This is a genomic window from Acinetobacter sp. TAC-1, assembly GCF_029025845.1.
GTDB classification, from domain to species: Bacteria; Pseudomonadota; Gammaproteobacteria; order Pseudomonadales; family Moraxellaceae; genus Acinetobacter; species Acinetobacter guillouiae.
Map to the genome: position 1 here is coordinate 4,218,535 of NZ_CP118892.1, position 23,227 is coordinate 4,241,761.

Sequence of the window (23,227 nt, forward strand, 5' to 3'; positions counted from 1 at the left end):
TCTTAACGCATCCATGCACGATCAGGTATGTCTGTAATCAACATATGTCCTGGTGCATGGCTAATGGCAAATGGGATTTTCGAGTTCATGATTGCAGCTTGAGGCGTTACACCACATGCCCAAAATACTGGAATTTCACCCTGTTCAATACGTGAGGCATCACCAAAATCTGGCTGATTGATGTCGCGTATGCCCAAACTTTCAGGATGACCAATATGTACGGGAGCGCCATGAACACTCGGCATACGTGCCGTAATTTTTACAGCCTCAGCTATTTGATGGGCAGGAATGGGGCGCATAGAAACCACCATATTTCCTGAAATACGTCCAGCAGAAAGGCATTCGATATTACTCAAATACATCGGTACATTGGTCTTATCATGGATATGACGCACTTCAATTCCCGCTTCTTGCAAAGCTGTTTCAAAGGAAAAACTACAGCCAATTAAAAAAGTCACTAAATCAGGATGCGCGTTATAAAGCTCACTCGCATCCGTGAGCTCATCAACCATTTCACCGTCTTTCCAAACACGATATCGCGGAAAGTCAGTGCGAATGTCTGAGTCAGTAGCCAATCGAGAGTGGTATACGCCTTCTTCCAAAACATCTAATACAGGACAGCTTTGCGGATTACGCTGTGCGTACAACAAGAAATCATATGCCCAGTCTTTGGGTACAGAAATCATGTTCACTTGGGTCATTCCAGCAGCCATTCCTGCTGTGGGTTGATCAAAACCCGTACGAATTTGTTGTCGCGCATCCAATGCAGCTTTGAGTTGAACTGGATCGACTTTAATCTCTTTAAACATGTGTCTTGTCCTTATTGTTTTATGCACAAAATGAACGAACTTGAATGTCGTTTTTTAACAGCTCAGCTTTAATCGCTGCGGACATTTCTAATGCACCTGCGGTATCACCATGCAAACAAATCGTATCGGCTTGAATCGGGGTAAATACGCCATCAATTGACTCAACCCCGCCATTTTTTAACATCGCAACCACACGTTTTGCCACAAACTCTGCATCATGCAAAACAGCACCCTCTAAACGGCGTGAAACCAGTGAGCCATCACGGTTATAAGCACGATCAGCAAAGGCTTCTGAAACCACTTTTAAGCCTGCCTGACGTGCTTGTGCAACCAAATTTGACCCAGCCAAAGCAACCAGTACCAATGCTGGGTTATACATTTTAATGGCTTCAATCACGGCTTCGGCTTGTACGGGATCTTTGGCTATGGTGTTATACAATGCCCCATGCGGCTTGACATATTGCACTTTGGAGCCAGCAACTTTTGCCAAACCATCAAGTGCCGAAATTTGATAGAGCACATCCGCGATCAGTTCGTCTTGAGACAGATCCATATTACGGCGACCAAAACCAACCAAATCTGGGTAGGAAACATGTGCACCAATCATGACATCTAATTTCACCGCTTGTTGAAGCGTTTTCAATATTCCCAACGGGTCACCTGCATGAAAGCCACAGGCAATATTGGCACTACTGACCACAGGTAAAATTTGCTCATCATTGCCCATTTTCCATGAGCCAAAACTTTCACCCAAGTCACTATTTAAATCGACATACATTGTGATCATTCCTTTTCAATTGAGTGTGAAGTTGATTAGAGCTTGGTGAGGTAATTAAATACCGTCGTGAATGACATATAACCCATCCACCATGTGAGTAAGCAGGTTAATACACCCAAAACCAGCAACCATTTTGGATAATTATAATTACCCATCATGTCTTTACGACATGCCGCAACATAGACAAAAATCGTTAAACCAATTGGTAATACCAAACCATTAAAACCACCCACAAAGATCAGTAAGCCCGCAGGTGTTGCACCTAGAATCACGTAAAGCAACAGGGCTAAAGAAATAAAGCTAATGGTGAGGTAGTTGGTATGTTTAGTGGTTAAGTTCTTTTTAAATGCGGACATAAATGAAACAGAGGTATAGGCTGCACCAATTGTGCTACTGATTCCGGCTGCCCAAAAAATCAAGCCAAACAGTTTAAAACCAAATGTACCCGCAGCATATTGGAATGCTTGCGCAGCTGGGTTGGCATCGTGACTTGCTAAATCGATATTTGCGCCGCTGACCACAACCCCTAAGAATGCCAAGAACAATACATAACGCATGATCCCGACCACCACAATACCTTTGGTTGCGGCTCTGGCAACTTCATCAATATTTTCTGGTCCTACAGCACCTTTGTCCAATAAGCGATGCGCGCCTGCGTAGCAGATATAACCGCCCACTGTACCGCCAACAATGGTTGTAATGATGGCGAAATCAATTTGATCAGGTGCAAAAGTTTGTTGAACGGCTTGCCCCACAGGTGGCATGACAATGAATGCAACGATCACAATCAAAACGATTTTGAGCAACCCCAAAATAATCATGCTCTTGTCCATCGCCAGTGTGGCTTTTCTGGAAGCAAAAATCAGAATTGCCAAAGCACCACTCAGCACGCCGCCGACCTTGGTATCCAACCCAAAGAGTGCATTTAAGCCCAGTGCAGCACCCGCAATGTTACCGATACTAAAGAAAAACCCACCTAAAATGACCAGAAATGCGAGTAAGTAACCACTCCCCGGTAAGGCTTTATTGGCAATATCAGAAGCGCGCATTTGCGTTAAGGTGACCACACGCCAAATGTTTTGCTGCACAACATAATCAATAATGATCGAAACTAGGATTGCAAAGCCAAATGCAGCACCTAATTTCACTGTAAATACAGCGGTTTGAGTTAGAAAACCTGGCCCCATCGCAGACGTTGCCATCATAAAGATAGATGCAACAATTGCCCATTGACGGTCAGACAAAAAAGAAGATTTCAATAAAGACATGTAGGCGTTCCTCATCCATTTGAGCTTAATCAACGCTATTTCAAGTGAAACAAAGAACATCTATTTTTCTAAAATACGAAATTCTTTAATCCTTTAAACTTTTAAGATTTTCTGGTTATGCTGAACCAAATCTGTATTTCAAATAAAAGCATAGGCGAAGGTCAGTCACAATAAGACTTTATCCAAAATTCATTAAACATAAGATATTGAATTTATATGTTTTTATTATTTTTAAAATCATTTAATAATGAATGTTTATCAGTTTCTATAAGTTCTCATTATCAATATTTCATATTTTTGCAATTTTTAAATCAAAATCAAAGCTGCATAAAATGCCGTTTTATTGTTCATTATCTAATTTTATTATTCAGCTTTTTCATGGCATTTTCCGAAGTTAAAACCGCTAAATCCGTCAACTTTTCTTTTAATGCGGTGTTATTGCCTTGTGTATAGATTGCGGTAAAGTGGAATGTCTTTAATTGGATTGGCGTATCTAGAATTTCAAGTCGCCCATCTAAAATTTCTTTGATTGCCGTTAGTTTAGGTACCACTGCAATCCCTAAACCTTGTTCAGCTAAACGTAATAATGTGACCAATGAATAACTTGTGATGGATAGCGGTTCATCGATCTTCTGTTCTTTCATTTTGGCTTTGAGCTCTTTATAAGGATAGGTAATTCTTGGATAGGTTAAAATGGTATGCGACATCAATGTCCGCAATGACATCTGCCCGATTCCACCTTTAAATGAAGGTGATGCTAGAAAGCTTAATTCAAAATCACACAATGAACGTTCTATACATTCAAAAGGCAAAGTTGGCCCCAGTAAAAACGCCATATCCAAATCACCGATGCGTACACCTTCTTGTAAATCTGGAGTTAAATTCACCACGATTTCGATGGAAACTTTGGGAAACTCTTGCTGGACTTGCTCCATATACTCCACTAGCCAAGTATGGACAATCGTTTCGGAAACCCCTAAACGAATCGTTCCTGTTAAATACTGACTTTCTGTGAGTTCAGCCACCAAGTCTGTTTCCAGTCGCATAAACTTTTCAGCATATTTAAATAAGGTCATGCCCTTATGCGTGGCTTTGATTTGACGAGAACTGCGATCAAGCACTTTAAAACCGAGATCATTTTCAATCGCAGTAATTTTTTGAGAAATTGCAGGCTGTGTCGTTTGAAGCTTTGTTGCGGCTTTATTAAAACTGTTTAAGGTCACCACCCAATAAAATGCTTCGAGGTTTTTTAAGTTCATAATCCATCTTAACCCACAAATTTAGCGCTTGCGTTATGCAAATCCTTTGCCAATATCACTGCTATGTGTGAATTTACACCTGATTCAGCACACCTCAGCCACTCATATTTCACATCCGTTGCATCAATAATGCGGAGGACGATTGGTCATTGGGTCAAATGCTGCAATACCTTCTGACAAATCAGCAGATTCTATACGTTGGTAAATTAACTGCATTTGTTTTTTTAAATCAGCGATTTCCAAGCTTTGTTGTGCCACTTGATCATTTAATTGTTCGACTAAATCATCTAAAAATGCAATTCGGACTTGCAAATCTTCTATGGGTGCGGAAAATGACGCCTGATCATCAATATTTTTATGTTTAGTCATTTTTAGTCCTCAGTGTGGGATGTTTAGGAAACCGTATGGCCTATATTACTATAAGGGATGTCCAACTTGCGTTTGGTGGACCTGCCCTGCTCGATGGCGCAAACTTCAATTTAGAACGAGGCGAACGAGTCTGTCTGATTGGTCGTAACGGTGAAGGTAAGTCTACTTTACTCAAACTGATTGAGGGAAGTTTATTGCCTGATCAAGGTGAAATTGCATTACAAAATGGTATTACGATTTCTATGCTTGCTCAGGATGTACCGATGGATTCGGGCAAAGTTGCAGATATTGTTGCCGAAGGTGCAGGAGAAGCCGCGCTCGTCCTAAAAGAATACCACGAAGCCAGCGATGCTTGTGTATTAGGTGATATGGAAGCTTGTGATCGTATGGGCAACCTACAACATAAGCTGGATTTGCTCGATGGTTGGGCCTTAGAAACCAAAGTAAATTCTATCTTAAGCAAAATGGGCTTAGATCCTGAAGCGGATTTAGCTGATTTATCAGGTGGGCGTAAACGCCGTGTACTTTTAGCACGTGCATTGTTGACGCAACCTGATGTTTTATTACTTGACGAACCAACCAACCATTTGGACGTAGAAAGTATTGAATGGTTAGAGAAATTCTTACTCGATCAAAACAATCTCACCCTATTATTTATTTCCCATGACCGTGCTTTTGTTGACAGTATTGCGACACGTATTGTGGAGTTGGATCGTGGTGTTTTACGTAGTTATGAAGGTAACTACTCACGCTACCTCGACTTAAAAGCACAGCAAATGGAAGCTGAAGAAAAGCAGAATGCACTGTTTGATAAACGCTTGGCTGAAGAGGAAACTTGGATTCGTCAAGGGATCAAAGCACGTCGTACCCGTAACGAAGGTCGTGTACGTGCATTAAAAGATTTACGTGAACAATCTAAAGCACGTCGCTCACAACAAGGTAAAGTGAGCATGGCGACTCAAGAGGCGAATCGTTCAGGTAAATTGGTCTTTGATATTGAACACTTAAGTGTGGCTTTTGGTGATAATGCACCGATTATTAAAGATTTCTCTGCGTTAGTACTGCGTGGCGACCGTATTGGTTTAGTCGGTGATAATGGTGTAGGTAAAACCACCTTGATTAAAGCCATTTTAGGTGAACTTGAACATGGCGGTTCGGTGAAAACAGGTACACAGCTTGAAGTGGCTTATTTTGACCAATTACGTAATGCGCTAGATCTTGAAAAATCAGTAATGGCCAACGTGTCTGAAGGCTCAGACTTTGTCGATGTTAATGGTGGTCGCCGTCATATCTACAGCTATTTACAAGACTTTTTATTCTCGCCTGAACGCGCGCGTACTCCAGTAAAAGCACTTTCAGGTGGTGAGCGTAACCGTATCCTTTTGGCGAAGTTATTGCTTAAACCGTCTAACCTTATTGTGATGGATGAGCCAACCAATGACTTAGACATGGTGACTTTAGAATTACTCGAAGAGATGTTGAGTGATTATAAAGGGACTTTGTTATTGATCTCACATGACCGTGCATTTATGGACAATGTTGTGACATCAACTTGGGTATTTGACGGTAAAGGCAATATCGATGAATACATTGGTGGCTATCAAGACTATTTAGAACAACGTCCAGATCAACGTGTTGTCGATCAGAAAAGTGATGTAAAAAAAGCCATTGCGAAAGCGGAAGCTGCTGCGGCGCCTGCTGAACCAGCCGTTAAAAAAGTGAAGTTGAGTTATAAAGATCAACGCGCTTTAGAACAGTTACCTGCAGAAATTGAAGCTTTGGAAAAAGAACAAGCTGAACTGACTGCAAAACTTGCAGATGGTTCTTGGTTTGTGACTGATGCAGATGCAGCCACCAAAGCGTCGCAACGACTTGGTGAGATTGATGAACTGATGCTTGAAAAAATGGAGCGTTGGGATGCATTAGAAGAAATGACCAAAGGTTAATTCTTCTAAAATCTTTAAATAAAAACTCCGCAAATATGCGGAGTTTTTATTGAGCCTGCCGACATTGAAACCAACAACATTGATCAATTATCTTATAGATATACAACACATATTTTCAGCTTTATGTATTAACCAGATTTAAAGACATTGGAACATAACGTAACCCATGATTTTCAATGGTTTCATCTTTCACCACAAAGCCAAATCGTTCATAAACAGCTTGTGCATTACAGCTTGAATTTACCGTAAATACTGAAACACCAGACTTTTGCACCTCCTGCAAGATAAAATTCCACATTGTTCGGCCAATTCCCTGAGCTTGCTTCTCTTTCGATATAAAGAAATGAACCAAATGGGCAGGATTCTTATACGCAATAACACCGATCATCTGCTGATGATCGCTATAAACAAAATAGTGAATTTCAGGATTCTCAAGCATTTTTTCAATCATACTTACGCAAAACAGTTGTCGCCCACTGTCATTAATTGCAAATTCATCAATAAAAGGCGCAATCAATTGGGTAATTGCAATTAAGTCCTTTGTGGTTGCTCTTCTGATTGTTTTATTCATGTGAGGGACATTTCAATAGTGGAGTAGCAGTAAAAGATCAAAATGCTAAACTTAAGTCTGTAATCAGCATTTCGTTATCTAGCTAATACTTGAAATGATATATAACAGATTCTTTCATTTTCAAAAATAAACGCACTTATTTAAATGGCTTAGTTCAAGTTAAAATGACGGCAATACTTTACTGATTAAAATTAAATAAAACTTAAAAAATCAAAGCACTTACCATTCCCCACTCATCTTACCAATGATCATTTCATTTATACTGAATTTCGCTACAAGCACTTCATGATGTTTCCATACAAATCCACCAAGATATGATTATCGAATCTAGTTCAGATCTCGAATTATTTAGTGAGAATATGATCATGAAAAAAGTTACATCATTACTTGTTGCAGCATTTACCACAGCAATTTTCGCAGGTTCGGCAATGGCAGCAACTCCAGCACAGCATTCGACTCAAGCGGTTAAAACCCATCAAATGCAAAAACAACATAAAGCTGGTCATAGCCAAAAACACCATGCCGCTGCACAAAAATCAGCAACAGCAAAAAAAGTAGAGGGTAAAGCAGCAACCAAATAATCCACTTTAAAACGTTGTTTTAAAACTGTCGCTTTATAAAATTATGATCCTCATGCTTAAAAGCTACACCAACAGTGTAGCTTTTAAATTTTCAGCGAATGCTCTGGATCGCTTCAAATCCATTCGCTACTTTAAACCGAATTTTTCAACAGGTTTGATTAACCATAAAGATAATTTTCTTAATAAAATATCAAAAAATTGCTGTTGTAACATCCAGCAAGTCAATACAGATAAACCAATACAAATCCCAATTTCCACAAAAATATTAAAATCCAGTTGCCAATAACGTGCAATTAACATCACCACAAAACCATGTAGCAAATACACCGCCAAGGTGTTTTTTCCAAGTTGCACACAGCCAATATTCAATAATTTTGTCCACGCAAACATCGCGAAAATACCCAAACTCGACATCAAAAGACAGCCTATTCTGATCCAAGTACCATCCCACATACTTACCTTAAGTTGCTGATAACTTAAACTGCCATATAACCAAAATGGGTTGATTTGGGTGAAATACACCAAGCTTGCAATACCCATCACGATGAATCCAGCTAAAATTTGAGTGACTTTAAATTGCTGAATTTTCTCGACAATGGTTTTGCCATAAAGTGCACCCACAATAAAAAATGGAAAGAAGCTAAAAATTCTGCCGATTGAGTATTGGTAATTGTTCCATGGGCTTAAGCCGACACATAAAGCAAGAATCAGTGCAATCAGCAGTGCAAATTTTGTTTTTATCAAAAAATGGCTAAGCGTTGTCCATACCATCATGCCCAACAGATACCATAAGATCCAATAAGGTCGTTCAAACACATTCCAATTGAGCTGAAATTTACCTGACCAGATGGCATCAAATGCAGGAAATAGAATTTGAAAGGGTAAATAGAGCGCAACAAAAAATAGAATATTCTTAAACCATTTACTGTCTTTAAACAACATGCCCGAAATAAAGATAAAAGCAGGCATATGTACAAAATAAATCGTACCTAATAAGACATGATCAATCGGATCTTTCCAACCGATCATGCGTTCTAGAAAATGCCCGAGCACCACAAGAAATATCAGCGTTGCCTTACAACTGTCTAAGTAGGTATCTCTCATCGTAAGGTTGTCTAAAATAGTCAGTGAATAACTGCGATTATATACCTAAAACATGCACTTGCTTTTGATCAATCTCAGCAAGATGCTGGCGATAGATTTTAAAATTTTCCAAATCAAAACACACGAAACTGACTTCCTCTAAGTTGTTCGTCTGGGTTAAAAACTTAGTCACGCTGTTTATGGCGATAAATGCTGCCTCTGATTTGGGAAAACGATAAATCCCTGTTGAAATATTCGGAAATGCCAGTGTTTTTAGCTGATGTTGCTCAGCGAGTCTTAAGCTATTGAGATAGGCTTTCTCAAGCAGTTCATTTTCAGCATGCTGTCCATCTTGCCAAGTGGGGCCCACGGTATGAATCACATAATTACAGGGCAACAACCCCGCTGTGGTAATCACTGCTTCACCAATTGGACAACCACCCTGTCTGGCTCGGATCTTTTGACAATCCTCCAAAATAGCAGAACCACCTTTTCGATGAATTGCACCATCCACACCACCACCGCCAAGTAACGAGGTATTGGCAGCATTTACAATTGCATCCACCTTTTGAATTGTAATATCACCTTGAATTAACCGAATTATTTTCACGTCATGCTTCCTTGCGTATCCTCAATGAGAGTGAATGACATCTTGAATTTTCTTCTTTAAACCGCTTCATGCTACACTCCTTTCAGTTTTAACTTCCCCAAAATTTACAAAACTGCTATGAGTAAAAAGCATCAATACGAGCCTGGAAAATTTTATTGGGCATTTTTACATCCGAAATATTGGGGAATCTGGATTGCGATTGTATTTTTGATGATGCTCGCTATCTTGCCTTGGGCAATTCAGTATCGCTTAGCGACATTGTTGGGCAATATTGCCTTTGATCGACTAAAATCACGTCGTGAAACAACAACACGTAATTTAGAAGTCTGCTTTCCAGAATGGTCACCTGAGCAAGTCATCGACAACTCAAGACAAGTCTTTGTTGATCAAATGATTGGGGTCTTTGAAACTTTAAATGCATGGTACTCACCACAATGGTTTAAAAACCGTGTCAGTATTCAAGGGCTAGAGCATATCCAACAGGCCAAACAAAATGGTCAAGGCATATTGCTACTCGGCACCCATAGCACCATGCTTGATGCTGGTGGTTATTTATGTGCACAATTTTTTGAACCCGATGTCGTGTATCGCCCACAGAATAATCCTTTACTCGATATGTTGATTTATCGTTGTCGTGCAACGATTTATAAAGCGCAGATTGATCATGATGATATGCGTGGATTGATTCGCCATCTGAAAGAAGGTGATGCGATTTGGTATAGTCCAGATCAGGATTTTGGATTAAAACAAGGGGTAATGGCTCCCTTTTTTGGTACGCCCGCTGCAACGGTAACGGCGCATCGACGTTTATTGAAAATATCAAAAGCTGTCGCAATCCCACTGTATTTTTATCGTGATGGTGATATCAAAGATCCAAAATATCATGTGCTTATTGAACCTGCTGTTGATCCATTACCCAGTGAAGATGAAATGGATGATGCGATTCGTGTCAATAAAATCATTGAAAATCAACTGCGGATCGCACCGACACAATATATGTGGTTTCATCGTCGCTTTAAAACACGTCCAAAAGGCTACCAGAAAATCTATTAAGTTTAAGTGTTTTGTTTTAACAATCAGGAGATATAAAATATCTCCTTTTTTATTTTGGTCATCTCGCGTCTAAATAGCATCGTTCATGGCGAACTGTGTCTAGTTACACATGCCCACTTTCTTGATTAAACAAAGCGAATTAAGATTTATCAATAATAAATTCAAATTTAAGGAAAATAAAACAATGAATATCACCAATAAAGTTCTTTTTTCGTGTTTGATCAGTTTCAGTTTGATGTTTACCGCATGTTCAGAGCAAAAAGCAGATATCGCCCAAGACAAAACATCAGAAACTACGTCTACTGCAACAACTCAAGGCAATTGGAAAAGCAAAGCGACTGAACTGAGTACAGCCAACGCAACAGAGATTACAACAGACTTAGCTCAACTTAATCAGATCGTCAATCATGCAAATACTCAAGCACTTCAATTAAGAGCGGAGCTTCAATCAGCCACTCGCCAACCTGAAAAGCGCCAGCAGATTTTACTCAAAGCCAATGATATACAAGCGGCAACTCAACAACAAATCATGGCATTAAATTTAAAAAGTAGTGAAGTACAAAGTCTACGCACACAAATGATTGATAATTTAGTCACTAGTCAGAAAATGTATACGCTTTCAACAGCCCCAGATTTTAATGCAAATGCACCCAGTGATGAATTTAAGCAACTTGGTAAACGTTCAATGGCGCTTCAACAAAAAATTTCTGCTGAAATGGACGCCTTAAATCAAGATTATGGAAAATAAAAACAATCTGAATCATAAGCGGGTTAAGTAGAAAGACCTAACCTTTCCATACCCGAAAACGTGCCATCGCCCAAATCACATAAGGCCAAAAAATCATATTGACTATGCTATGGATACTTTCCCAAATACGCCAATAACCTCTACCAAAAATATCTGCGCGTGCATTAAAGATTTCAATTACAAAGGCAAACACCACTGTGGCGATAATCGCAAGATTTGATTTAAGTTGTCTTTTATGAATTGCAGCAACAATAAAATAGATGATTAAACCTGCATAGATAAATAAAGCATCACTACTTAAACCAGTAAAATGTTTAAGACTTGAAGCAAACTCTTGAACTTTTGCGAGAAACATAGCCACTCTTTTTTATTTTCAATTTTGTCTATTCTAAATTATATACCATAAATAAAGCATAACCCGAGTTCTGCATCCTGCAAAACTCGGGTTCATGAGGTTGTGCTTTCACATCTTATTCTTATTTTCTTGGTTATCCATTCCAACATCAAATCCTTGATGATTGCTCCATCGACTTCGTCTTCCTTAGTGAGATTTTCCGTTCTCATTCCCTGTGTCGATAAGTAAAGATTAAAACGAATATGCTTTGCATACTATCCGCTTAGGGCCTAAATCCATGTAAGTAATTGCTTACAAAAATCAGCCATTTTTTAATTTTATTGTCAGACAATCAGGTTCCAGCTTTATAACTTTGCGCAATTTCATCAGTCACCAACTTCTCCTCTTTCTCTGCTTTTTCAATCCCTTCCTGAATTGCCTCTTGCGCTTCCCTTTCATCTGCATCAGTTTGCTCTAACTCTTCTTGAGTTTGCTCAAAAATACGCCCTGTTTGTAATACTACATAAATCGGAAAATGATCTGAACCCACATGAGGCAGTCGTTGCATATGTACTAAAGCAAAATCTGTACTGTGAAATAAATGATCCAAAGACCATCTCAAAAATTTATAGTCAGCATGGAAGGTGTTGATATATCTGCGCCCCACACGTGGATCAAGCAAACCACTGATACGTTGAAATAAACGTGTTGTGCGTGACCAAGCAACATCGTTTAAATCACCCATAACAATACAGCTCTCATCCAAGTCTTTGATCTGATCCCCCACAATAAGCAATTCAGCATCACGTAAAGTCGAGTCTTTGGCTTCTGTTGGGCTTGGTGGTTTGGGATGTAAACAATACAGTTGCACCGCTTGCCCAGATGGTAAAATCACCGTGGTATGAATAGACGGAATTTCATCACTGAGGATGAATTTAACCTCTGTATCGACCAGCTTGAGTTTGCTATACAAATGCATCCCATAGAGATTATCTAAAGGTATAGCCACACGATAAGGATAGTCTTTTTCAATTTGAGCCAATTCATTTTGCCAAGTTTGATCAGTTTCAAGTGTCAAAACAATATCTGGCTGGTGCTGTTCAATTTGCTCAAGCAATAAGTGATATTGATCATTCGGTGTCAGCACATTAGACACAATCACTGAAATTTGCTGATCAGGATTAAGCTGATCTTTGCTCACCTGTTTGACTTGTTTCTTCCAAATGAAGGTATAAGGCAAAACCATCTTTAATTGAAAAGCTAAGGCTGCTATCAATAAAAATAAAATCACTTCACGAGCCAAGTCCCACGGCGCTGTCCAAAACAACATCAAGACCAAGGCAATCAAACCAACAAATAATATCTGCAAGCGTGGAAAATCAGCACCTCTAAACCACCATTCATCACGGGGAATCAGTGACCAGAAACTTAGCCAAATCACGATCAACGCAAGTACTTCTATCCAGATCATATTTTGTCACTCTTATATTCTTAATTTTTGAATGATTCATAAATTAATATCAATTTTGCATGTATCATAAACAAGATATATTGCACAATATAGTTGTGTTTTCATTGTGTATGCTATTGCAGTTACACACTCTTTTGATACACTCAAACCCCCTTTTATTTTTTAACGCACCGAGGCAAAGTGACATGAAAGTAGGTCTGGTCGGTTGGCGCGGGATGGTTGGTTCTGTCCTTATGCAACGTATGGTTGAAGAGAATGATTTTGCTCATTTTGAGCCATTCTATTTCTCTACCAGTAACGCAGGTGGTGAATCGCCTGCTTTTGGTGGTAAAACTGCTCCAGCACTTATGGAAGCGACGGACATTACCAGTCTGAAGCAAATGGATGTCATTATTACCTGTCAAGGTGGCGACTATACATCAGAAGTCTTTCCTCAGCTAAAAGCTGAAGGTTGGAAAGGCTATTGGATCGATGCAGCGTCTACATTACGTATGGATGATGAAGCAATCATCGTACTCGACCCAGTCAACTTAAATGTTATCAAAGACGGTTTGGTCAATGGTATTAAAACATTTGTTGGCGGTAACTGTACGGTTTCTTTGATGTTGATGGGCATGGGTTCACTGTTCCAACACAATTTGGTGGAATGGATGACGGCGATGACGTATCAAGCCGCTTCAGGTGCTGGCGCGCAAAACATGCGTGAGCTGATCACAGGTATGGGGTATTTATATAACAATACTCAAGACTTGTTAGATGATCCACGTTCTGCGATTTTAGACATCGACAGCCGAATTGCCGAATTACAACGTGGCGAAGGTTTCCCGAAAGCAAACTTCGGTGTGCCTTTAGCGGGTTCGTTGATCCCTTATATTGATAAGCAACTTGAAAGCGGTCAATCTAAAGAAGAGTGGAAAGGTCAAGTTGAAACCAACAAGATCTTAGGTAATGCTCAAATTGTTCCAATTGATGGTCACTGTGTACGTATTGGTGCAATGCGTTGTCACTCTCAAGCCTTAACATTGAAATTGAAAAAAGATGTTCCGCTTGATGAGATTGAAGACATGATTCGTCAGTCTAACCAATGGGCAAAAGTGGTTCCAAATACACGTGATGCATCAATGACGGATCTTACTCCAGTCGCTGTAACAGGAACTCTATCTGTGCCAGTAGGTCGTTTACGTAAATTAAATATGGGTAAAGAGTATTTAGGCGCATTCACTGTAGGTGACCAATTACTTTGGGGTGCTGCTGAGCCTTTACGTCGTATGTTACGTATCTTAATCGACTATAAAAATGCTTAAAGTCACAAAAAACTCATAAACAATGAAAAAGCCGATCTATCTTGATCGGCTTTTTTATGTAACTATATTTATGTAACTCTAATGTTAATATTTTACATATAGACTACAGCTAAATATTGTATTATGGGGATGCCTTGAACTTTGTCAGAGCAATGGATAGAGATGACTGTATATAACAAATTAAAAATTGCCATTTTAGCCATCATGACGTCGCAAGCGGTGAGTGCGATTACAATAGACCCGATTCAAGTTCAATCAGGGTCTGGTGATCTGCTTTATGCTGAAATGAAGTTTAGTAATGCAAATCCAAATGAAAAAATAGAAGTCGGATTAGCCGATGCAGATGATATTCAAAATATTGGTATTTCCACGCAAGCACCTGGACATTTAAATTTTTATACTCGTCGTTCAGGAGATGGCACTGGGGTGATTGTGATTACCTCTTCTCGCCCGATTGTTGAATCTGAATTAAATATATTATTAAAAGTCAAAGAAGGGAGTGCGACCCATATTCAACAAGTCAAAGCCCCATTGACCCGTGGGCGTAGCAACATCCCTGCTCCAATGAGCAATGCGTTAGTCAAAGAAAAGCCTCTGACACCTCAAATCATCGTCAGCGAAAAAGATATTGCATTAAATTTACCAACCAGCACGCAATACCACGTGACAACGCCAGAAGTCGTAACTCCACCAGTTATGGCAACCAAAGCAACGACGACAACGGATTCAGCTGGTACTTTAGCGATTAATGTGATTGCACCACCAGCTCTCAAAACAGAACAAAAACCAACCACAGTTGCGACAAACACACCGCCTGCGGCTACAACCAATACTCCGAACCCTCTTCAAAGCAATCATCAAAGCAGTGCTCAGAATACGCCACAAACACCGACGGTAACTGTACAACAAGTACCTCAGCCACCAGCCGAAAAAGCACCAGTGCAATCTGCAAAAGCTCAGACCCCACCCGCTAAATTAGACGAGCAAAAAGCAGAATCACAAAAGCCAAAAGATTCCAAAGCTGAGACCAAGCAAGCAAAATCGAATGAGCCTCGCGTAGCGAAATCGAAAGCGGAGTCACAAAAAGCACTTAAACAGGAAAAAGCCAATAAAGCATTAGATAAACAACCTAAGCATATTGTTCAGGCCAATGAGTCACTGTGGAAAATTGCTTCTCGGATTGCAGCAGAAACCAATCAAAGCGTTCCAGAAGTGATGCGACAAATTAAAGCAAATAATGCCAATGCGTTTATTCAAGGTGATGTAAACCGTATTCGTCGTGGTGCTGCACTCAATCTTGCAGCCAGCTATCGTCAAATACCACAAAGCAAAAATAAAGTTGCAACGGCTGCACCTGAAATTGCCAAAAAGCAATCGGGTTCTGCCAAATATCGTTTAGACCAAGCAGAAATGAGTTTAGTCGCAGACAATGAACAACCCGCTGCTCAGAGTCAAGGAAAGCAAAATACACAGTTGAATCAGACCACTACTGAATTATCTACAAAAGTTATGACTTCTCGTGAAAAAACGGTTAAATTACAGAAGAATGTGAACCAACTTGCAGCAGGTTTACAACAAAAGAATCAGCGAATTCAATTATTAAATGCTCAGCTCGCTCAATTGCAACAGCAATTACAACAGCAGAATGCAAAAAAACCAAATAGTTAGGATATTCAAAATATTGATTCATTGTGCTCAATGAAGGGGAAATAAAATGTTGTTGTATGTGATTCCATTTGTTCTACTCTTGGTCGTGGCGATCGTGCTCAAAAAACGAGAGGATGCCAATAAAGAGAGCGCCAGTACCAATAACAAAAAAAGTAACAATAAAAAGACCTCAAAGAAAAATGTTGCACGCACTGCGCGTACCTCAAAAAAACAACAGACCACTGTTGTTGAAGATGAAGTTATTGTTAAACAAGCAACAAAACCATTAAGCCCTGAATTAAAAACTAATATTGAAAAGCTGATTGCTGAGAAAAACTATTTCTCTGCTGAAGCAAAAATCAATCAAGTTTTAAACCAAGACAATGCTCAACATGAACTTTATCTTTATCTTTTAGACGTGCATCTGGCACAAAAAGATGAATTTGCAGTGAATCAATTGATTAATCATATTCGTTCATTAGGCTTAGACGAAATCGTCATTCAAGCCGAAGAACGACGAAAAGCCAATCAAGCTGATCACCCAGTTGAATCGATTGCTTTTGAACCCTCAAGCCCTGTCGTGCCAGAAAGCAAAAATACAGCTGCCTTTGATGCCTTGATTGGAAATACAGAAACAATTTCACAACCCGCTGTATCTAAAACCGAAACGCAAAATCTGGCACAAGTCGATGCGCTAGAATTCGATCATTCAACGCTTGTTGAGCAGAAAGTTGAGACACCGCAACAACCTGTTCAGCCTTTAGAATTTAATTTAGATCCTGCACCTGAAAAAGCGCCAACAACAACACCTGAGCTTTCTTTTGAAGTAGTTCCTCCTGCCCCAGAAATTAAAACTGAAACTGTTAAGCCGTTAGAGTTCACGTTTACAGCAAATGAACCTACAGCAATTCCAGTTGAAAAAGCAGCAGAAGTTGAAGTCGCACCAGAATTCAAACTTGATTTTGCTGAACCGATTACCCCAGTAGCTACTGAAGAAAGCACACCAGTACGTGAGTTTGAATTTAAACTCACGCCTACTGAACCAGAGACACAGCCTACTTTTAGTTTTGATTTAGATCCAAAACCTGAAACAGTTGAGCAAGTGCATAGTACAGCAACACTTAGCCTTGAAACGCCTAGTGAAGCTGAAACCAGTCTGGCCATAGATGCAAACGACCCATTACTCCATTCATTCCCTGAGCTGGCTCAAGTGAATGAAGTTCAATTAAATTTAGACCTTGCTCAACAATATCTAAATTTGGGTGCATATGCTTCCGTTCGTGAACTACTCTCACAAAATGAAGCAGCGTATACCGCTGAACAACGCCAACAATCACAAAATTTACTCAATCAAATAGCTTCTTAAATCTATTCGTCTTAAGATAAAGCAGTCATGAATGGCTGCTTTTTTATTATGAACAAAAAAATTGCTTTAATTTACATGGGTGGAACTTTTGGCTGTATTGGCGAGCCTTTAGCGCCGATGCCTGATGCTGAGTTTATTCCACAACTCAAAAAGGTCTTAGCACCTCAGTTTAAAATTGAGTGCTTTAAGGCGCCCAGTATCAAAGACAGTAGTGCATGTACAGCCATTGACTGGCTTATGCTGATTCAACAAATACAAAGCCTACAACTCCAAAATTTCCAACACTTTGTCATTATTCATGGCACAGACACGCTCAGTTATGCTGCGGCGACCTTATCACGCTTTTTAGCTGAGTCCTGTCATGTCGTCCTTACTGGAAGCCAATATCCACTGCTCAATATTCAAGGGGACAATACTCGAGAATTCACCGATGCGCTGGATAATTTAAATACCGCACTGGATGCCGTCACTCGACTTCCTGTAGGCGTATATTTGGCTTTCTACCATCAAGTGATTCATGCCAGAACCACATTAAAAGCCCATAGCACTGCTTTAGATGCGTTTAAAGGACTCAAAGCCGAACAGCAAATAGCGGTAGATCATTCCGTCATTCAGGTACAACTTTCACATATCGAAAAAGCCAAATCGCTCAATATCGTCAATTGGATGATGGTGCCGACTGAAATATTACAATTTGAACATAATCTGGAAATTTTCTCCAAACATGCTCCGCATTTCTTGATCATTCAAGCTTATGGGGTAGGTAATTTAGCCGTAAATGCGGGCATTATCCAAAAAATTAAAAGCTTGCAGGAAAATGGCTGCCAAATCATTTTATCGACTCAAGTGCCTCTAGGCGGCATGGATCAACGCTATGCAATTAGCCAATGGATCAAAGATTCAAAAATTTTAGTCAGTGATGCACTGAGCCAAGCAGATCTTTATGCCAAAATTGTTAAAATTTATTTACAATACCCCTCTTCGGAACAATGGCATGACCATTGGTATGATCATCCTGAATAGAGGTATTTATGCAACGTTTTGCAATTGGTATTGAGTTTTGTGGCATGCGATATAAAGGTTGGCAAACTCAACAGCCTGGCGTACGTAGTATTCAGGAAACCATGGAAAAGGTGCTCAGTAAAATTGCCGACGAGCCTATTATTTTACATGGTGCAGGTCGTACTGACGCGGGTGTCCATGCGACCAATATGGTGGCCCACTTCGACACCAATGCGATTCGCCCTATACGTGGCTGGTTAATGGGTTCAAATAGTCAATTGCCCAAAGACATTTCAATCCAATGGATTAAAGAAATGGATAACGATTTCCATGCACGCTTTAAGGCAAAGGCACGTCGTTATCGTTATGTGGTCTATCAATCGGCAAATCGCCCAGCCCTGTTACATAAACAAGTGACACATGCCTATTATCCACTCGATGTGGATAAGATGATTGAAGCGGCGCAAAAATTTCAAGGTACGCATAATTTTGAAAGCTTCCGTGCTGCGGCATGTCAGTCCAATCAACCTGTACGTCATGTCAAACATTGTCGCTTAATTCGCCATGGCAACTATCTAGTTCTCGATATTCAGGCAGATGGCTTCTTACACCACATGGTACGTAATATCATGGGCTGCTTACTTGAGATTGGCCAAGGTCTATATGAAGTGGATCATATTGATGAAATTTTTGCGGCACAAGATCGTAAAGCGGCAGGAATCACCGCACCACCAGATGGACTTTATTTTATTCATGCAGATTACCCAGAACAATTTGAATTGCCTCAACCACCGTTAGGACCACATTGGTTAAATATGCCTGAATAATTTTTGCGGCTTCATATAAAAAATCCTTCTCAATAGAAGGATTTTTTATATTAAAACTGTTCAGTTCATTTCCCGCAACATACGACTTAACGCTGTTTACGCTTTCTATATTCCACAGGCGTTTCATTGGTCCAGCGTTTAAATGCGCGGTAAAAAGTACTTGGCTCAGAGAATCCAGTCAAATAAACAATACGCTCAACACTTTCAGTGGTATTGGCCAATAATTTCTTGGCTAAGCGACAACGATAATCTGAAAGAATTTGTTGAAAGCTGGTATTGGCTTCCGAAAGCTGTGTACGTAAACGACGCGGGGTAATGCTGAGTTGTGCAGCAACAGTTTCAAGGGTTGTTTCACCACTTTCCAAAGTGGAGCCTATCGCACGACGTACTTCACCCACCAAATCATAACGTGCAAGCTCTTGCAGTTTTTCAATTGCAAGTTGTTCATGCAATTGCAATAACTCAGGTTCCGCTTGCCACAATGGATATTCTAAAATTGAAGGATCAAAATAAAGACGCGTCTCTTTTTGCCCTAAACTGACAGGACAACCATAAACACGATAATACTCACCATCAGAAGCACCATTGGTGAAATTAAAATCGATGTAAATCGGTTCAAAACGTCCTTCAGTGATAAATTTAAAGAAGCGTAAAATCCCTGAAATAGCACATTCTGAAAAATGACGATTGACGATGTTCTCACCCCAAGGCTGCTCACCATTGGTTAAATAACAACGTCCATCGTCATCAATGATCAATTTGGCATGAAATGCATCGCTAATTAAACGTTGATAAGCCAAAGCACGCTTTAAGCCTTCGCCAAAGTTTTCACTTGAAATAAACAAGTGTTCGATTACTTGCCCACGATACAGTGGCAAGTGCTCTCCGAGGTGTAAACCAATATCTGGATCATTACTGACTTCCTCCGCAGCGACCCAAAATGCAAATTGTGCATTCAACGGTGTTCGAGCATTTTGGTCAACCTGACCCAATGCTACCCCAGCCTTTGATAATATTTCTTCTGTCGGCAATCCTGCACGACGGATCGCTTGATAGCCTAATCGTAAAACAACCGAAGCATCAGTTAGCTGACTCACGCAGTGCCCTTCCTTGTATGTTATTCATTTATACTTAAAACATTTAATTTAGATTACAGTCGATTGACCAAACTGACAATATTTATCCGCTTTTTTTTGTAGAAATTGTTTAACAATATGTTCGCTTATTTTCAAGTCATCTACCGCCTTGTAATGCCGAATATTCTTGTCTTTCTGCAAAAAATTGCCTATAATTTGCGCCTTTCCAATTTGATCATCAGGTAGGCTATGGCCAATAAAGAGGAACTTATCGAGTTCGAAGGCGTTGTCACCGAAACGCTTCCTAATACTATGTTCCGTGTGCGTTTAGAAAACGGTCACGAAGTGATTGCTCACATTTCTGGTAAAATGCGTAAACACTATATTCGTATTTTAACAGGCGATAATGTAAAAGTTGAAATGACTCCATATGACTTAACAAAAGGTCGTATTACATATCGTGCACGCTAAGTTTTAGTGTAAGCAAAAGCCACTTTTAGGTGGCTTTTTCATTATCCACAAGATTTACCCTCCTGCTTACGATCTTTTATCGTCTGGCAACTATACATCTGACACATTAAAATCTGTTTCCTATACCTATTTATCACTTGTAATCCATTTACTTCAAAGTTGATAGCACTAATTTGTTCTAAATTTTAATACAACTGATCTTTTCACGGCTTCACCAGTCCTGTCTATTTGACGCTTTTTTAGTAAAATCTATACCACTTGGTTTGCTCTGCAACCAAGCTACATACATATGGCTGTATATTTATTATACTGAATAGAAATCATTTCTAAATTAAGTTAACTATGGATTAGGTGAAACTTATGAAAATACATGTATGTATGTTTTTATTGGCATCTGTTGCACTTGTTGGATGTAAAAGCTTAAACACCCGACCTGCAAATTTAGATCAATATTTACAGCAATTTATTGGTAAAACCAGTGCTGAAATTCAAAGTACCCTAAATTTTCGGGCTTTGGGATATAAGGTGAGTGATAAAATTCAAACCACCAGTAACACCTTAAGCTATACCATTCTTAGACAAATCAATATCCCTATGGCAGGAAGCAATGCGATTGTAGGCTCTACGATTGCCATTGCCACACCAAGCTATAACATTAATTTTAATTGTAAAGTCATTTTTCTATTAAAAAATGGTGTTGCTGAATCTGTTGAGTATTTAGGTCGAGCTTGTTAGCTGTTTTAAAGTGAATCTAATACCCATCGCTATAATGGCGAGAAAATGGATAGACTTTTATCAAAAGCTAAAATTTAACAATAAAAAACACAGCTTAAGCTGTGTTTTTTATTACCAAGCATTTAAAACAGGTATTTAAGCAATCGCTGCAACGACAGCTTCACCCATTTCAGCCGTACCAACTTTACGCATGCCATCAGACATAATATCGCCAGTACGCAAGCCTTGGTCTAAAACTTGCCCTACAGCATCCTCAATGGCTTTTGCAGCCACTTCTTCACGGAAGGTGTAGCGTAGCATCATTGCCACAGAAAGAATGGTAGCAAGTGGATTGGCAACGTTTTGCCCAGCAATGTCAGGAGCAGAACCATGACAAGGTTCATACATACCTTTGCCATTCTCATCTAAAGAAGCAGATGGAAGCATACCAATAGAGCCGGTTAGCATTGCTGCTTCATCGGAAAGAATGTCACCAAACAAGTTCCCTGTCACAATCACATCAAACTGTTTTGGCGCACGAACCAATTGCATTGCTGCATTATCGACGTACATATGTGAAAGTTGAATATTTGGGTATTGTTGTTCTTTAAGTGCAGTCACCGTCTGCTTCCAAAGCTCAGTCACTTCAAGCACGTTGGCTTTATCCACTGAACAAACTTTACCGCCGCGTAAGTTTGCCATTTCAAAAGCAACTTTTGCGATACGTTTAATTTCAGACTCTGAATAAACGTCAGTGTTATAACCTTGCTTCTCACCATTTTCGAGTTCACGAATACCACGTGGTTGACCAAAGTAGATGCCACCCGTCAGTTCACGAACAATAAGGATATCTAACCCAGAAACAATCTCTGGTTTAAGACTAGACGCATCCGCCAATTGCGGATAAAGGATTGCAGGGCGTAAGTTAGCAAATAGATTTAATTCACTACGAATTTTCAATAAGCCACGTTCTGGACGAATTGAACGTTCAATATTATCCCATTTTGGACCGCCTACAGCACCCAGTAAGATTGCATCTGCTTTTTTCGCTTGTTCCGCTGTTACAGCTGGGTAAGGTTCGCCATGTGCATCAATTGCTGCACCCCCTAACAAACCTTGTTCCCATGTTAAACCTAAATTAAATTTATCATTGACACGTGTCAGTACTTTTTCAGCAGCAGCAACGATCTCAGGACCGATACCATCACCTGCCAAAATCAAAATTTGTTTAGACATTTGTAGTTCCATTTATTTTTCAGTATCTATACTGATGTGAGATTAAATCTTCTGTTCAACAAATTCGCTCACGCCCGTCACCGCATTATGCGGGCGACAAAAACGGCGAATTGTCCGTTTTTCTTGAACCATATCGACACATAGCGGTGTCGGTGAAGAAACATTCAGTAAACTTCCTGAACCCTGTGACCTTAAGCGATACATCTTAAATGTGTATTTTTGATTTGCTTTAAAATCATGAATAACATGGAAAACTTCAGCATGCTGTTTAGTGATTGGATAGAATCGAATCACCATCTCATATTGCTGAGGTGGAATCGTTAAATAAACACCATTTTGATCTAAAGGCTCACCCGTTAATTTGAGATAACCCTTTTGAATGGCGCTACGATTGGCACGTTGTGCACGTTCATCCATGATAATCACATCATTTAAGCGCGCAAATTCACAATGCTCTGCACCTGAACAATAGACAGAAACCGAATTTTGGCTGACATATTTATTTTCAGCTTGCTTGATACGCATTAAATCAACCATTTGAGTGGATTGACATGCACTAAGCATAAAGCTTGTTAAACCGATTAAAACACTGCAACTCAAAAACTTAGTCATTGCTCAACCCCAACCCTCACTTCACTGAGTCAACATTCATTTTGTTATACTCGCATGTTAGCAAGAGTTAGGCATTCACGCTATGTGTAAAA

Annotated in this window: 23 protein-coding genes and 1 pseudogene; 11 read left to right on the forward strand and 13 right to left on the reverse strand. The window is 39.7% G+C overall.

Annotation, left to right across the window (positions count from 1 at the left end):
• Window positions 1-2: 2 nt before the first annotated feature.
• From PYV58_RS19675 to PYV58_RS19695, 5 genes and pseudogenes are all read right to left on the reverse strand, one after another.
• A complete protein-coding gene (locus PYV58_RS19675) occupies window positions 3-809 on the reverse strand; it encodes a putative hydro-lyase (RefSeq protein WP_034611652.1) in 807 nt (268 codons plus the stop codon).
• 19 nt (window positions 810-828) lie between these two features.
• Complete coding sequence (locus tag PYV58_RS19680) at window positions 829-1,587, reverse strand: 5-oxoprolinase subunit PxpA (RefSeq protein WP_034611649.1); 759 nt, start codon at window positions 1,585-1,587, stop codon at window positions 829-831.
• 35 nt (window positions 1,588-1,622) lie between these two features.
• Window positions 1,623-2,874, reverse strand: a pseudogene (locus tag PYV58_RS19685) (NRAMP family divalent metal transporter).
• 331 nt (window positions 2,875-3,205) lie between these two features.
• The gene (gene mumR / locus PYV58_RS19690; protein ID WP_004818810.1) at window positions 3,206-4,114 is read right to left on the reverse strand and encodes a LysR family transcriptional regulator MumR; all 909 of its coding nucleotides are present in this window, start codon (window positions 4,112-4,114) and stop codon (window positions 3,206-3,208) included.
• 123 nt (window positions 4,115-4,237) lie between these two features.
• Window positions 4,238-4,483: a SlyX family protein gene (locus PYV58_RS19695; protein ID WP_004718047.1), complete on the reverse strand. Its 246-nt coding sequence runs from the start codon at window positions 4,481-4,483 to the stop codon at window positions 4,238-4,240.
• 35 nt (window positions 4,484-4,518) lie between these two features.
• Between PYV58_RS19695 and PYV58_RS19700 the strand changes: the two genes are divergently transcribed.
• Window positions 4,519-6,429: an ATP-binding cassette domain-containing protein gene (locus PYV58_RS19700; RefSeq protein WP_034611646.1), complete on the forward strand. Its 1,911-nt coding sequence runs from the start codon at window positions 4,519-4,521 to the stop codon at window positions 6,427-6,429.
• Between the two features lie 121 nt (window positions 6,430-6,550).
• Here PYV58_RS19700 and PYV58_RS19705 read toward each other — a convergent pair whose 3' ends face one another.
• Window positions 6,551-7,000, reverse strand: a complete 450-nt coding sequence (locus PYV58_RS19705) for a GNAT family N-acetyltransferase (protein WP_034611644.1) — start codon at window positions 6,998-7,000, stop codon at window positions 6,551-6,553.
• 365 nt (window positions 7,001-7,365) lie between these two features.
• Here PYV58_RS19705 and PYV58_RS19710 point away from each other — a divergent pair, with 365 nt between their 5' ends.
• Window positions 7,366-7,581, forward strand: a complete 216-nt coding sequence (locus PYV58_RS19710; protein WP_224964682.1) for a hypothetical protein — start codon at window positions 7,366-7,368, stop codon at window positions 7,579-7,581.
• Between the two features lie 126 nt (window positions 7,582-7,707).
• Here PYV58_RS19710 and PYV58_RS19715 read toward each other — a convergent pair whose 3' ends face one another.
• Together PYV58_RS19715 and PYV58_RS19720 are read right to left on the reverse strand one after the other, a co-directional pair.
• Entirely contained in the window at window positions 7,708-8,685 is a 978-nt protein-coding gene (locus tag PYV58_RS19715) for an acyltransferase family protein (protein WP_004818805.1), read from the reverse strand.
• 37 nt (window positions 8,686-8,722) lie between these two features.
• Window positions 8,723-9,274 (reverse strand): O-acetyl-ADP-ribose deacetylase, encoded by a 552-nt coding sequence (locus PYV58_RS19720; protein WP_004818803.1) that lies wholly within the window; start codon window positions 9,272-9,274, stop codon window positions 8,723-8,725.
• A 117-nt stretch (window positions 9,275-9,391) separates the two neighbouring features.
• On the opposite strand from PYV58_RS19720, the gene PYV58_RS19725 reads away from it, so the two are divergent.
• Window positions 9,392-10,327 (forward strand): hypothetical protein, encoded by a 936-nt coding sequence (locus tag PYV58_RS19725; RefSeq protein WP_004818802.1) that lies wholly within the window; start codon window positions 9,392-9,394, stop codon window positions 10,325-10,327.
• A gap of 184 nt (window positions 10,328-10,511) precedes the next feature.
• On the forward strand, window positions 10,512-11,075 hold the full coding sequence (locus tag PYV58_RS19730; protein ID WP_034611641.1) for a hypothetical protein: 564 nt from the start codon (window positions 10,512-10,514) through the stop codon (window positions 11,073-11,075).
• A 37-nt stretch (window positions 11,076-11,112) separates the two neighbouring features.
• Here the strand turns inward: PYV58_RS19730 and PYV58_RS19735 are convergent, their stop codons facing one another.
• The gene (locus PYV58_RS19735; RefSeq protein WP_004718064.1) at window positions 11,113-11,430 is read right to left on the reverse strand and encodes a hypothetical protein; all 318 of its coding nucleotides are present in this window, start codon (window positions 11,428-11,430) and stop codon (window positions 11,113-11,115) included.
• Between the two features lie 331 nt (window positions 11,431-11,761).
• The gene (locus PYV58_RS19740; RefSeq protein WP_034611639.1) at window positions 11,762-12,880 is read right to left on the reverse strand and encodes an endonuclease/exonuclease/phosphatase family protein; all 1,119 of its coding nucleotides are present in this window, start codon (window positions 12,878-12,880) and stop codon (window positions 11,762-11,764) included.
• A 185-nt stretch (window positions 12,881-13,065) separates the two neighbouring features.
• On the opposite strand from PYV58_RS19740, the gene asd reads away from it, so the two are divergent.
• The 5 genes from asd (at window position 13,066) to truA (ending at window position 19,026) form a co-directional block, all read left to right on the forward strand.
• Window positions 13,066-14,184, forward strand: a complete 1,119-nt coding sequence (gene asd / locus PYV58_RS19745) for an aspartate-semialdehyde dehydrogenase (RefSeq protein WP_004718072.1) — start codon at window positions 13,066-13,068, stop codon at window positions 14,182-14,184.
• 162 nt (window positions 14,185-14,346) lie between these two features.
• A complete protein-coding gene (locus PYV58_RS19750) occupies window positions 14,347-15,852 on the forward strand; it encodes a hypothetical protein (RefSeq protein WP_034611636.1) in 1,506 nt (501 codons plus the stop codon).
• 46 nt (window positions 15,853-15,898) lie between these two features.
• Window positions 15,899-17,197, forward strand: a complete 1,299-nt coding sequence (locus PYV58_RS19755; protein ID WP_034611634.1) for a hypothetical protein — start codon at window positions 15,899-15,901, stop codon at window positions 17,195-17,197.
• A 48-nt stretch (window positions 17,198-17,245) separates the two neighbouring features.
• Window positions 17,246-18,220, forward strand: a complete 975-nt coding sequence (locus PYV58_RS19760) for an asparaginase domain-containing protein (protein ID WP_034611706.1) — start codon at window positions 17,246-17,248, stop codon at window positions 18,218-18,220.
• 8 nt (window positions 18,221-18,228) lie between these two features.
• Window positions 18,229-19,026, forward strand: a complete 798-nt coding sequence (truA, locus tag PYV58_RS19765) for a tRNA pseudouridine(38-40) synthase TruA (RefSeq protein WP_004718082.1) — start codon at window positions 18,229-18,231, stop codon at window positions 19,024-19,026.
• Between the two features lie 86 nt (window positions 19,027-19,112).
• Here the strand turns inward: truA and PYV58_RS19770 are convergent, their stop codons facing one another.
• A complete protein-coding gene (locus PYV58_RS19770; protein ID WP_004818793.1) occupies window positions 19,113-20,123 on the reverse strand; it encodes an AraC family transcriptional regulator in 1,011 nt (336 codons plus the stop codon).
• Window positions 20,124-20,351: 228 nt separating this feature from the next.
• Here PYV58_RS19770 and infA point away from each other — a divergent pair, with 228 nt between their 5' ends.
• A complete protein-coding gene (gene infA, locus PYV58_RS19775; RefSeq protein WP_004718087.1) occupies window positions 20,352-20,573 on the forward strand; it encodes a translation initiation factor IF-1 in 222 nt (73 codons plus the stop codon).
• Between the two features lie 360 nt (window positions 20,574-20,933).
• A complete protein-coding gene (locus PYV58_RS19780) occupies window positions 20,934-21,308 on the forward strand; it encodes a hypothetical protein (RefSeq protein WP_004818791.1) in 375 nt (124 codons plus the stop codon).
• 135 nt (window positions 21,309-21,443) lie between these two features.
• On the opposite strand, the gene leuB is transcribed toward PYV58_RS19780, so the two are convergent.
• On the reverse strand, window positions 21,444-22,523 hold the full coding sequence (gene leuB, locus PYV58_RS19785; protein ID WP_004718091.1) for a 3-isopropylmalate dehydrogenase: 1,080 nt from the start codon (window positions 22,521-22,523) through the stop codon (window positions 21,444-21,446).
• Between the two features lie 42 nt (window positions 22,524-22,565).
• Window positions 22,566-23,135, reverse strand: coding sequence for a hypothetical protein (locus PYV58_RS19790; protein ID WP_034611630.1), 570 nt, complete (start codon window positions 23,133-23,135; stop codon window positions 22,566-22,568).
• Between the last annotated feature and the right edge of the window lie 92 nt (window positions 23,136-23,227).